The following is a 13,712-nucleotide window of genomic DNA, read 5'->3' as shown; positions in this document are numbered from 1 at the left end:
AATGTTGTATTCAAAGCATATCTTGATAAGTCAAAACGTATCGAGAAGTTTAAAACGCTTCTCGATTCTCCCGATATCTATCGGGATTAAAGTGGGAAACATTCCATTACTTCAAAATTATTATAAACTTTAAAAACCACTTGAAGTGACGGGGGAGTTTTTGTCATATCGAACTTTCGGATTACGATCCATGTTCGTCACTTCGTCCCGATAGCTATCGGGATTGGCGAAACGAATAGGAACAATGCGTAAAAGTACATTGCCAAAATTGTATCGAGAAGTATGCAAAATCGCTTCTCGATTCTCCCGATCTATCGGGATTAAAGCGGGAAACATACCATTACTTCAAAATTACAACAAACTTCAAAAATCACTCGGAGTGACGAAGAAATGATTCTACATATAATTTTATTTAAAACAAAAAAGCCGCTCAAAAGTTGATGCGGCTTTAAACAACAAAATAAACAATTATTAATTATTAGCTTTAGCAGTAACAATACTTTAATATCTTTTCACTTAGTATAAAAAAGTTATTATCAGAAAGCTATTTTTATCAATGCGCTATTTCCCATCCGAAACAATGAGTTTCCCATTTTGTATTTTATCTTCTGAAATTATTTTATACAAGAATGTTCCTCCTTTTAAATTATAACTACTAAGTGGAATTGGTGTATTAAAATTTGTAAAAACAGTGTCTATTAATTTTCCATCTATACTAAATAAATTGAATTTAATTTTGCTGTTTTCATTTCCTTTCACAATAACAGAACCATTGCTAGTTATTGGGTTTGGATAAACAATTGGGCTATTTGAATTAAATTGATTCTTATTTAATGGAGCGCCATTTAGTTTAATATTATCAATATATAATGCCTGAGCATATTGGTTAATATTTCTGAATTTTATATTAACATCTGGAGAGCCAACATAGGCAGATAAATTTATAGATTCTGTACGCCATTGTGTTGCTGTGGGTACAAAATAATTTTGTGTTGATGGCGCAGTAGCCAATTCTTGACCAGCTTTATTATATAATGTTGTAATATTTGCACCGCAATCTCCCGAAACAAGCACTTGCAGGGCATCTTGGTACTCGGTTGAATAAAATGAATAAGCCACATCAAAGGTGAGAATTGCATTTGCAGCACCAATTGTAGACATGTTTACACGTGCTATCATATCTGCATAGAGGCCACGTTTGTCCGTAGTAAAATTGCTAACAAACATGCAGTTGGTACTTTGCCCAAAACCACCTACTGTATTATTAATAGTCCAATTATAATTTCCATTGGTTTCCTGAGACCAATTTTGTGGCAATAGATTTACTTCAAAATTTTGATTTAGAGTTGTACTAATTGAATTTGGACTTGCAGTTGTAGTTACAGTTAATGTATCTGTAGATGAAACACCATTGGCATTTGTTACTTTAAGTGTTACTAAATGATCGCCAACAGTATTGAAACTAACTTGTGGGTTGCGTTTTGATGAGGTGCTGATGTTTCCGTCTTGAAATGTCCATTCCCAAGTTGCATTGGTATGATTTAGCATAGAATAATCGTCAAAATTAAAAAGAGAAGCACAAGATGTACCAGCACTTAATTTATCTACCATTATTTTTGCAACTGGTCTGGTTGGTTGCTCGTATAACTGGGTCTCCCAAATGCCTTTTCCGTAAGTTGCCATTCTTAATTTTCCGTCTCTGTAAAAAGGACGAAGCGCATTTGTATTTGTAACTGTTGGTAAATTTCCGTTAAAAATAATCCAGTCTGTCATTGCATTATTTTTGTAATAGCAAGTTAGGTTTGTTCCAACATATACACCGCCATCTGTGCCACCAATAGTTACAATAGATCTAAGCGTTTGACCATCTAATTTACTTGTAGTTTGATTAGTCCAAGTTGCGCAACCATCTGTAGATTTATAAACTAAATTGTTTTCTCCACCATTTGGATAGGCAAGCCAAATTATTTGATCGTTTTCTGGATCTAGACTAATTATAGACTTATTGTTTTTTATTCCTGGCAAAGTAATTTTGACATTTGTTGCCCAGTCGTCTGTTGTTTTTACTATATAACAACTTTGTGGAAATGGTGGTCTTACAACTACATACATAGTATTGGTGTTGCGTCTAGATGTTTCTATTCCTAAAACCCTAGTGGTTGGATCAGCAGTATATTTAACTGTATAATTTACGCCTCCATCTGTACTTTTAAAAAGTTTATTTTCATAACCCTTATAAATATGATTAAAACAACTTGGGTGAAACTCCATTTCTGATGATTCTGCAAACCATGGTGATTCGTTTGTCTGGAAAAGCAGCGGATCACCAGGAGCTTGTTTAACTAGGCCTGAGATTGTTTGTGGTAAATACTGGCTACCCAAATTAGTTGAAAAAACGCGTGATTCGTTACTTGGACTGACATAACCAGTTGCTGGTTCCCCACCAATTAAATTTAAAAATGTTCCTGCAGGATAACCTTCTGCATAGGCATCTACGCCATTATGATAGGTGCCACCAATTAAAATATCTCTATTCCAACCAGATCCAAATCCCCAAAAATCGACTCCTCTAACACCATCCATTTTAAATTCTGAATTTTTATCAAAAAAATCGTTCGATTTAAAGATACCGCCATCGGTAGTTGCCCAATATTCATTGCCAAAAGCTCTATAATCCTGCGAATCTACATGAAATAATGGCAAAATTTCTGGGCCAGAAGAACATTCATAATTATATTTACATGTGAAAGTTTGTCCCGCATCGGTGCTTCGATAGATTCCAATTCCGCCAACTAAAATATGGTCAGCATTAGTGTTTGATGCCATTATAGTGATATTTCCACTTATATTACTATAACCACTGCCCATGACTGTTGTACCTATTAAATTTGGATGAATTGGATGAACATGATCAGTTACATTATTTGGATCGTCTGCAGGATATGGTCCGCCATCATACCCCATCGTATTTATCCAACTAACACCGCCGTCGGTACTTTTATAAATACCAATAAAATTTTTGTCACCTGGTTTGGAGTCGCCTACTAAATATGCATAAATTCGATTGCTGTCTGCGGGTGTCACAGCAAGACGGGCACCCGTAACAGATCGGGCAGCATTTGTAGACGTGTACCAACCATTTGTTTGTGGCGTCCAAGTTAAACCTGCATTTGTAGATGTAAGAAACTCATGTGTATTTGTTATTTCATTTTTTCTTATTGTGTACAATACATTTGAATTATTTGGTTTGGCTTTAATATCATAACACTCATAATCTAATACTTTGATCCAAGTTGCACCACCATCCTCAGTTCTATGAATTCCTTCTCTTCCTGCTACTAAAACTAATTCAGGATTTTCAATGCTTATATATAACTCGGCTGGATTGATTAAAATTACACCCCATAGTATTTTAGTATCTAAAACTACAAACCAATTATTGCCACCATCGGTAGTTTTAAAAACTTGAGTTCCAGAGCCTGCATAAACAATATTCGGATTTGTAGGATGTACCGCCAATGCAAAAACCGCTACATTTGCTGTAACATAATCTGGTGTACCAGCAGTAACCAATGTTTTAGATGCGTTTACCCAATTATTTCCGCCATCGTCAGTTCTGTAAACTTCCCCGGGTTCTGTGCCACAATACATTACTAGAGGGGAACCTTCACATCGTGCAAGCGAAACTACGTTTGCCTGACCGCCACTTGGTGTAAGAGTGCCAGGTACTGGGTTTTTGAACGGCCCCAAAGCTGTCCAGTTGCCTCCAGCTAATCTTTTTAGTTGTGTATCGTTTCGCAATTTATTTATAGTAACAGATTGCTTGGCTTTTTTTGACATGTCAATATTTCCCTCATTATTCAAGTAAACGTCTACGGTTCTTCGCCAAAGCTTGTAATACTGTGTGTAATTTGATTTTTTATAAGTATTGGTTTGAAAATATTTGTAGTACAATTCATCAACTTCGTGTACGTTTGGATTTTCTGAGTACATCAATTTTGCCCAATCTGGTGCATTTTTGTACAAATCTGTATTTTTAAATGTTTCTTTTGATTGACCATAACTCATAGCAAAGCAAAGTGTTATGATTACTAATATTAATTTTTTCATAATTTTTTTAATCTGTTTATAATTTAATTTATTGCATTAAGTTTTTGAATTTTCCCCAAGTTTTTAACTTTTTTGCCAATTGTAATACTTCTAGTTATTCTACTATAATTCTTTTAATTATTTTTTTTGCACCGTTTTGAATATTGACAAAATACACACCCGAAGAAAGAGTATTTATTTGTAATTCCTGATCAAACATTTCCGAATATTGAAATGATTTATTGTAAACATTTCTTCCACTCATATCGTACACTATTATTTCAATTTCGCCGATTGTTTCTGGTTTAAATGATATTTTAAAACTTCCATTATTTGGATTTGGGAATAGAGCAAAATCTTTAAATTGAAAGCTATCATTGCTTAAAACGTTGGTAAATAACTGACTAGATATTGCATTATAATAAGCTCTCATTCTGGTGGCTTGACCAGCGGTAAACATATACATACAAGCATCGTCTGTGTAATCCATATAATTCATAGTCAGAGATTTTTCGCCAGCTACGCAGCCAGCTACACTTCCAATTTCTGGACATCCACCTGATCCTTTACATTGCGGAGTATCAATAACTTCATCAGTATTTGAAGGCAAGCACTGATCTGTTCCAAAGGTATGATCCAAATTAAAAAAATGTCCTAGCTCATGAGCCAGGGTTCTTCCCAAATTATAGGATCCGCTGGGTGCATAACCTGCACAACCGTTGCCACTACCAAAAGCATCATAATTTATTACCACAGTTGCACCATCATTTGGCGAGCCACCCAAAGGAGAATATCCAAGCGCACCAGCCTCTCTTACCACGATGTTTATGTAACCTATCCATTGATTATCATTATCTGCATTTGCCAGAAAATTTGTTCCAAATGTAACTGCTTTTTGACCGTTTGCGAGTCCAGTACCTGCTGGATGATTTTGTGTTGCGAGTACAAATTGGACATTTAAGCTGCCAATATTGGTTCCAGGATAAATAGCACTTACAGTTGGCGTCCACAAAGAAATATCTGAATTGGTTGCATTAAAATCTGCATTCAAAATATCAATTTGATTCTGTACCAATTGTCTTAAACACGCTTTGTCTGTTGAATTTGTTGCAACATTAGGAAAGTGAACAGCTACAGGAATCACAATTGTTACATTGGTATTTCTAGCCGATTTATTTTGTTGATTTTGGAGTTTTGACAATTCAACTTCAAATTTTTGTTGCAAATCTATATATTTTTGTTTTGCAATGGGATTGTTCATCATTTTTTGCGTTTGCAAATTTGCTTTACAAGTTCTTTGTTGAGAAAAACTTAATTGAAAAATCAATAAGATAAAAAGTAGATTAAATTTCATAATGTTTTATTTTAGATAAAGTTAACCCGTTGGTGCAATTTAATATGTTAACTGAAAAATTCATATTTTTTTGAGAAAAAAAGTCAACTAGAAAAATGTCAGTTTAAACTTGTCTACAACCAGAAGAAACGCATACACAATGCACAATATGAAAAATCGTAAAAAGTAATTACATCCAAAGCATAAAACCATATCTCTAATGGTGATAAAATTATTAAAATCTAAAAAAATCTATTGCTGATAAACGACATAAATTCCTAATAAACGACATTATTTAATTTATACTGCCATTTTTCGTAGAATTTTAAATCCAGATTTCTAATTCGTAATGTGAATTAAATTAAAACAAAGATAAAAATTCTGTCAAAATTTTTAAAACTTAATTCTCAATAAAACGAGCTATTAACTTAAAAAATATTGTGATAATATTTTTATTTTATAAAAAAATATCACAACTTTGTGATTAAATTATTTATTTTAAAAAAAATATCACAAATGAGACTATCACAACTACTCAGAGATAAACTTGGACTATCTCAAGAAAATTTAGCGCAGTATCTCAAAATACCATTAAGCCAACTTGCTATGTACGAAACTGGAAGACGTGATTTATCTGCAGATGCTCATGCAAAACTCACAGAAATGCTACTTTTTTTGGAGCAAAAAAATGGTAATGCTGAAAAAGAAATTCAAAATAGTCAAGAATTAAAAGCACTCGATAAAATACAAATTAAAGAATTAGAATTCCAAGAAATAAATGAACAACAATTGCTTGATAAAATTCAGAAAAAATACAATCAAAATATACAACTTTACCTATTGGCAAACCATTTGCAAACTAGCAACCAGTATAAAGTCAACTATTTCTGCGACTCGCCACAACAGGAATCGAAAAGTATGGGTTAGCAAATCAAACCAAACAACTTTTAAAAATCGAAAACATTAAAAGCCAGTTGCGATGGATCGAAATTCTCAAAAAAAGCAAATAAAAAGCCGCTCAAAAATTTTGAACGGCTTTAAATAACAAAACAAAACTATTATAAATTATTACTTTGAGTTAGCAATAATACCTTTATCGTTTCAAGAAATGTGCGTCATGTTTTATGAACGCTTCTTGATTTTCGATGTTTCTTTATTTTAAATTATTCTACTATAATTCTTTTAGCAGTTTTATTTTCTCCATTTTCAATAGTTACAATATAGGAACCTGATGATATGGTATTTAATTGTAATTCCTGATCAAACACTCCAGAATTTTGAAATGTTTTATTGTAAATATTTCTTCCACTTATATCGTAAACTACTATTTCAATTTCTTCGTTGCTTTCTGGTGTAAACGATATTTTGAAACTTCCATTATTTGGATTTGGATACAATGAGAAATCTTTGAATTCAAAATCTTCACTACTTAAAACATTTGTATTAAATTGATTGGCAACTGCGTTGTAATAGGCTTTCATTCTAACGACTTGCCCTGCTGTGAACATAAATTTAGTGTCGTCATATGTATAGTCCATATAATTCATTGTTAACGATTTTTCGCCTGGTACGCAACCCGCAACACTCCCAGGTTCAGGCCAATAGTTGCCAGTACCAATGCATTGTGGAGTGTCTGCAACCTCATCGGTGTTAGATGGTGCACACACATTGGCACCTGGTTGTTTTCCCCATGTATGATGCACACTGAAGTAATGTGCTACCTCGTGAACTGCAGTTCGACCTCTACTCCATGCATGGTAAGGCACATAACCGCCAGGACATCCGGAGCCACTAGCGAATGCATCTTTATGTAGCACTATCAAATTTCCTTCATCTGGATTGCCTCCTGTATAATAACCTGTTGTACCATCACAGCATAAAGTTTTAACAACAATGTTCAAATAGCCTTTCCACCGAATGTCTCTATGATCACCATTTTGAGTATTAAGAAAAGCTTTTCTAAATGTTATGGCCTGCTGACCATTTGAAAGTCCCATATTGGCAGGATGATTTTTGTTTGCAATTACGAAACGTACATTTAAATTACCTAGATTAGTTCCTGGATAGAAAGCTTGTACTTGTGGAGTCCATAAGCCAATATTTGAATTGGTTGCATTAAAGGCATCGTTTAAAATATCTACTTGATTTTGTGCCATTCCTTGTAAGCATGCTCTGTCTGGTGAGTTGGCCTCAATTTCGGGAAAATGGAACGCCACTGGAATAATAATTGTTGCGTTGGTACTTCTAGCCGTTTCATTTTGTGGATTTTGAAGTTTTGCTAATTCAATATTAAATTTTTTTTGAAAATCCAAATATTTTTGTTTTGCTACTGGATCCGACATAATTTTTTGGATTTGCGCATCGGTTCCGCAAGTTTTTTGTTGAGAAAATCCTAATTGAAATAGGAGTAAAGCGATGATTAATTTTAATTTCATAATTTGATTATTAATTTGTTGATAACTCTCCTTGATTTTTTTTAATTTCTGTAAATATTTTTTTACTCTACAATAATTCTTTTAATCATTTTATTATCTCCATTTTGAATTGTTACTGAATACACACCTGCTGAAATAGTATTTATTTGTAATTCTTGATCAAACACACCAGAATTTTGAAATGTTTTATTGTAAATATTTCTTCCACTTATATCGTAAACTATTATTTCAATATCTTCATTGGTTTCAGGTGTAAAAGATATTTTGAAACTTCCGTTGTTTGGATTTGGAAATAAATCAAAATTTTCGAATTCAAAATCATTTGTTGCTAAATTCGATGCTATTGCAAATTTTGTAGAATTAACTGAGTAAAATAAATTACCAACAGATTGAACCATTAATCTGCAATTTATAGAATTAATGTTGTTTGGGATGGTAATAATTTGCGTACCGTCATTTGGCGTATTTGCTAGCAATGTTGTTGTAAATGTTAACCCTTTATCTGTTGATAATAGTATATTAACCAACGAAGTGTTGATATTATTAGATGTCGTTCCTGCTACATTCCAAGTAATGGTTTGCGAAGAGTTTCCCGCCCACGTTATGCCTGTAGTGTTTTGCGATGTAACTGCAAATGGTCCTGCATTAGCATTTACTGTTAGTATCATATCGTCGCGTCTCACATTTGAACCTCGAATAACAGCATTATCTCGCACAGTAACAGCAAAATTTTGTACCCGAGATACGCTCGAAAGGCGTTCCGTCCGTGTGTTTAATTCTCCTGCAATAACTTTTTCAAGCGTAGGCATATAACGATTTGGAGAATTTAATGGTTGGTTAAATTTAAAATTTGGTCCAGAAGTTGCTGTTGCACTAGTTTCTGGCTGTACACCTGTATCTAAACCTTCCCAAGAATAAGTATAACCATCTGAATTTGAATTAGTAACTGTGGCTTTTAGAACATAGGGAGTATCTCTTGGAATAGTGTAATCTGCACCAGCGTTTACAACTGGTGGCGCATTGTTTATAGTTATGAATGTACCACTAGTTGTTCGAGCCAAAACATTTTGTATCTCAGCTATAGTTGCCGTATGATAAAATGGATCAGAAAGAGGTTGCCATCCATCTGAATCTAACGCTAAGCCGGCACATAATCTATTATATGATAAATAGGTATTACCTGCGTAAGGTTCTATTTGAATGGTACTATTTAAATTCGGACAGTCACTATTAGAATAGGTGTGATTCGCTCCTAAAAAATGCCCCATTTCGTGAGCGACATTATTACTAAATTTGTCGCTATTTATGCCTTGTTGACCGTCATATTCTGTTACTCCCATAGTTTTCCAGTCATCAACTGCAATTGCGCCGAGCCATGCAACCCCTGCACCACCTGTACCCATCACGTGTCCTATATCAAAATTAGCATTGCCAATAATTGGAGTAATTTGGATCGATTCCTGTCTTAAAGTAGACATATTACCATTAGTAAAATTATCAGAGTCTACAAAAATAACGGCTTCTTGATTGGCTACTAGTATCATTCGTAACGATAAGTCTCTTTCCCAATCACCATTTAGTCGTGTAATCAAATGTGCCAATGATGCAATTACAACTCCTTTTTTCTGAGCTACTGTACCTGCACCCATTCCTGCTTGAGCAGCAATTACATTAGAAAATTCGACAGTTGTAGCCACCGCTAGTCTAAAAACTCGTAATTTTCCATCGGCATTTATTTGGCTCGACTTTGGAATTTTTTTTAATTTATCGTAATCTAATTTATCCTTTTCGTCGGTAACGCCACATACAAAGTCAGAGTTTGTTGCTAATGAATTTGAATTTCTAAAATAAGTTGAGTTTGGAGCTGCTTTCAAATATGTGTAAACAACATAGTTAATAATCGAATCGCTGCGGTATTTTTTTATTAAAAACGAACCCACTTTGCCAGAATTAGTGACAGCATCGAAGCCAAGTGGTGTAATACTAAATCGGATGGATTGTGTTTTATCGTTCATCCCTTTTCCGATATAGGATTTAATATTCGGATAATTATTTGCCAAAGCTTGTTCCATGATAGCTACTTCAAAGATTTTGTAATTATCTAGTCCGCCGTCTGGATTTGGAAAGCTTACAATCACATTAGAATCTATGGCAGAATCCATTGGTGCCATTGATAGTTGAGTGATTAAAACAGAAAGGTCTAAAGTAAAAACCTTGTAGCCAATTCGTGGCCTGTCTGATGCACTAAAAGCGGGCAGCTGATTAACTTGAGTTTGCGTCATAACCGTCCAAGGTGAGGTTTGACCTAAAGAACTTAATACTGAAAGCAGTAACATTGAGAATAGTAATATTTTTTTCATAATTTGATAATTTTTTAAAATATTATGGTATTAAGTTTATTGAATTGTCCTATTTTTTTTAATCTTTAGTTATTCTACAACAATTCTTTTTACGGTTTTATTTTCTCCATTTTTAATGCAAATTAAATAAACGCCAGTTTGTACTTTTTCTAATTGAATATTTTGATCAAATGATTCTGAATTTTGAAATGTTTTATTGTAAATATTTCTTCCACTTATGTCGTAAACTATTATTTCAATTTCTTCGTTGGTTTCTGGTCTGAATGATATTTTAAAACTTCCGTTATTTGGATTTGGATACAATGAGAAATCTTTAAATTCAAAATCCTGTTCACTTAACACATTTGTTGCAAACTGGCTTGCAATTGTATTGTAATAGGCTCTGATTCTGGTAACCTGACCTGCGGTAAACATGTACATACAAGCATCTTGAGTATAGTCCATGTAGTTTACAGTTAGAGATTTTTCGCCTGAAATACAACCTAAAATTTCGCCCGCAAGTGCACAGCCACCAAAACCTCTGCACTGTGGCGTATCATTTACATAATCTGTATTTTGGTCATTGCATTGGTCATTTCCAAAAGTATGATACAAGTTGAAAAAGTGACCTAATTCGTGTGATAATGTTCTACCTAAATTATAGCCTGGTGTTGGCTGATAACCAGAACAACCTGACCCACTACCAAAAGTAAAATTAGTAATATATACAGCTCCGCCAGCACTTGGGTTTCCGCCTATTGGTGATAGTCCTACAGTACTACCTCCTAAATTTCGTACAACAAAATTCAAATAATTACTCCATTGTGTATCATAATTTGAATTTGCTAAATAATTACTTCCAAAGGTTACTGCAACTTGACCGTTTGAAAGTCCTGTACCTGCAGGATGATTTTTGGTTGCTAGAACAAATTGAACATTTAGAATCCCAACATTTGTTCCTGGATAAAATGCACTTGCATTTGGAGTCCACAAAGCAATGTCGGAATTGGTTGCGTTGAAATCTGCATTGATAATATCAATTTGATTTTGTGCCAATTGTCTTAAACAGGCTTTATCGGGCGAATTGGTTGCAACACTAGGAAAATGAACAGCTACTGGTATAATAATTGTTGCGTTGGTATTTTTAGCAGATTTATTTTGCGGATTTTGAAGTTTTAATAATTCAATTTCAAATCTACTTTGCAAATCCAAGTATTTTTGTTTTGCAATTGGGTCATTCTGCATTTTTTGCATGTACAAATCGGTTCCGCAAGTTTTTTCTTGCGAGAAACCCAATTGAAATAAGAATAAAGCGATGATTGATTTAAGTTTCATAATTTTTAATTTATTGATGATTTAAAAATATTCTAAAGAAACTATTTTTTTATAATTTTATAACTTTTCTGTCCATTTTCTGTTTTTAATTTAATGAAATAATTACCGTTTGAATAATTTGAAAAATCTACGGTTGCATTAAAATTATTTGATTTTTCTAGATGTAATAATTGCCCAATAGTATTGTAAACTTCAATTTGCTTTATTTCAGATTTTGAATTTATTTTAATAACATTACTAACAGGATTTGGATACAAAAGAATTTCTAAATCAGCAATATTGTTTCCTGAATTATCTTTGATAGATAAATTAACTAGGCGTTCATTTAATTGTGCATCAAACAAAGATTCTGGATTTAGATTTGCGGTAATGTTGTTAAAACCTTCGACATAACCAAATGGATATTGCGGAAATGGTGCTGCATAATTTATTCTACCAAAACCACCAATTACAAAATTTTGTGCCGTTGGAGGTTTCTGGCAAATAAGATCTCCATTGGGTTGGGTTGTTCTTCTTAAATCACAGTTCCAAGCAACCGAATGTGCTGCTGCCCAGCCATGATTTGTTCCATAGCTGCCACGGTTATACAATCCTAAAACTACATCGGTTTGATTTCCATAATCTCTAAAACAATCGAACAAAATACCTGTTGACCAATGGTAGTGTCCTTCGCTTGGATTTGTTGCATCAATAGAAGTACACCTAGTAAACACAATTCCGGTGGCAGATGCGGTGCCAGTAACTTCAAATGCATGTCTGGCTTTGGTAGCTAAACAATTTTTAAATAAAATATTTGAAGAAAATTTATCCGCCTGAAAATTATCTCTCTTAGAACCAGTTAGTCCCGCAACTGGAACAAGGGCTTGACAGTTTTCGAAAGTTACACGAGTTGCCGTGCCAGATTTAAAACCAGATTGTCCGAAATGTAATGCTACTACATTTTTAACCCATGAATCTTCTATGTCAAACATAGTTATGCCTTGCCAAGCATGATTTTCATCTACCAATTCGTTTGTCCAATTTTGAATATCAATTTTTAGATTTTCTATCCCAATTAATGATTTTGTGGTTGCTTTATCTACTTTATAAATAAAAGATTGAGACAATAGAGCATTTAAATGATTGGTCACAGGCGATTCAACTGTAATTGTATTTCCGTTAATTGCCTTTATAATTTTATTCATTTGAATATCCTTACTTCCAACAGACCAAGGTGCAGCTGTATCTACGCCACCATTATCGATGGCAGTTAACCAAGCGGCTGTTGAAGGATGATAAATAATTATTGCATCGCCAACTGCAAACCCAGCAGTACTTGCAACATTAAAAGTAAATGAACCTACTTTTACAAAAGCAGTAGTTATATTTGTAGACAATGTACCCTGTTTCTTCCATGCCACATTAGTTCCACCACCAGCATTTATAACAGTTCTTTGGTTTGGAGTGTTTCCTGTTGCTGTCAACACAGTTCCGTCAAGTCCACTTCCTTCACCGCGCAAAATGACACCGCTAACATTCATTTTTAATGTGCCTTGAATTTCATAGTTACCGCTTTTTAATAAAATTACTCCCCTAAAACCATTTGCATTTGGAGTGATAGTAGTTGCGGATTGTATTGCAGCATTAATTTCTGTAGTTCTATCTCCTGTTGATGGCAATATTGTTGTAATAATGGTATTAATATTAGGTATTTGTTCATTATTATTTTTGTATCCTGCGGCACTAAAATCAATAACACGATTTTGTTCTGCATCTAAAGCATATCCTAACTTTCCATTGACATCAAAATAAACAATAGATGATTGCCATGTTTGACCGAAAAAAACTGTGGATGTGAGTAATACTAAAAAGTTTAAAAAGACTTTAGTTTGTTTTACCATAATTAAATATTGTAATTACATTAATACATTTTTAATTCTGTTTTTTATTTTAATTATATGAATTTGAACGCTAATTAAATTTCGATTTACTTACTTTTTAATAATTTTTAAATAGTTGTATTTACTGTTTGTTTTATCAAACAGAACTACAAAATAAATTCCCTCAGCATATTGTTCCATATTTACTTGCAACAAGTTGTCGGTTGTTTTTTCAAATTTTGAGGTAATAAACTTACCATCAATGTTGTAAATACTTAAACTATATTCAGATCCATTCGATTTGGTATCAATCGTAAAGGAA

At 33.5% G+C, this 13,712-nt stretch carries 8 protein-coding genes; 1 reads left to right on the top strand and 7 read right to left on the bottom strand.

Annotated features, from left to right (window positions below; all coding sequences use genetic code 11):
- Window positions 1–561: 561 nt before the first annotated feature.
- Window positions 562–4,110: a PKD domain-containing protein gene (locus RMN92_RS04405; protein ID WP_309608253.1), complete on the bottom strand. Its 3,549-nt coding sequence runs from the start codon at window positions 4,108–4,110 to the stop codon at window positions 562–564.
- A gap of 94 nt (window positions 4,111–4,204) precedes the next feature.
- Window positions 4,205–5,353 carry a zinc-dependent metalloprotease gene (locus tag RMN92_RS04400; RefSeq protein ID WP_309608251.1) on the bottom strand — a complete coding sequence of 383 codons (1,149 nt, stop codon included), beginning with the start codon at window positions 5,351–5,353 and terminating at the stop codon, window positions 4,205–4,207.
- 585 nt (window positions 5,354–5,938) lie between these two features.
- Here RMN92_RS04400 and RMN92_RS04395 point away from each other — a divergent pair.
- On the top strand, window positions 5,939–6,349 hold the full coding sequence (locus tag RMN92_RS04395) for a helix-turn-helix transcriptional regulator (RefSeq protein ID WP_309608250.1): 411 nt from the start codon (window positions 5,939–5,941) through the stop codon (window positions 6,347–6,349).
- Between the two features lie 236 nt (window positions 6,350–6,585).
- On the opposite strand, the gene RMN92_RS04390 is transcribed toward RMN92_RS04395, so the two are convergent.
- From RMN92_RS04390 to RMN92_RS04370, 5 genes are all read right to left on the bottom strand, one after another.
- Entirely contained in the window at window positions 6,586–7,857 is a 1,272-nt protein-coding gene (locus tag RMN92_RS04390; protein ID WP_309608249.1) for a zinc-dependent metalloprotease, read from the bottom strand.
- Window positions 7,858–7,919: 62 nt separating this feature from the next.
- Window positions 7,920–10,217 carry a reprolysin-like metallopeptidase gene (locus tag RMN92_RS04385; protein WP_309608248.1) on the bottom strand — a complete coding sequence of 766 codons (2,298 nt, stop codon included), beginning with the start codon at window positions 10,215–10,217 and terminating at the stop codon, window positions 7,920–7,922.
- 69 nt (window positions 10,218–10,286) lie between these two features.
- Window positions 10,287–11,531 carry a zinc-dependent metalloprotease gene (locus RMN92_RS04380; protein ID WP_309608247.1) on the bottom strand — a complete coding sequence of 415 codons (1,245 nt, stop codon included), beginning with the start codon at window positions 11,529–11,531 and terminating at the stop codon, window positions 10,287–10,289.
- Between the two features lie 41 nt (window positions 11,532–11,572).
- A complete protein-coding gene (locus RMN92_RS04375; protein ID WP_309608246.1) occupies window positions 11,573–13,411 on the bottom strand; it encodes a T9SS type A sorting domain-containing protein in 1,839 nt (612 codons plus the stop codon).
- 90 nt (window positions 13,412–13,501) lie between these two features.
- Window positions 13,502–13,712, bottom strand: a 211-nt coding sequence (locus tag RMN92_RS04370) for a T9SS type A sorting domain-containing protein (protein WP_309608245.1), incomplete at its 5' end; no start/stop codon positions are given.

Origin of the sequence: Flavobacterium sp. (genome assembly GCF_031363805.1) — a bacterium.
Lineage (GTDB): Bacteria > Bacteroidota > Bacteroidia > Flavobacteriales > Flavobacteriaceae > Flavobacterium.
Note: the sequence above shows the minus strand (reverse complement) of the source record. Positions and strands in the feature narration are given on the sequence as shown.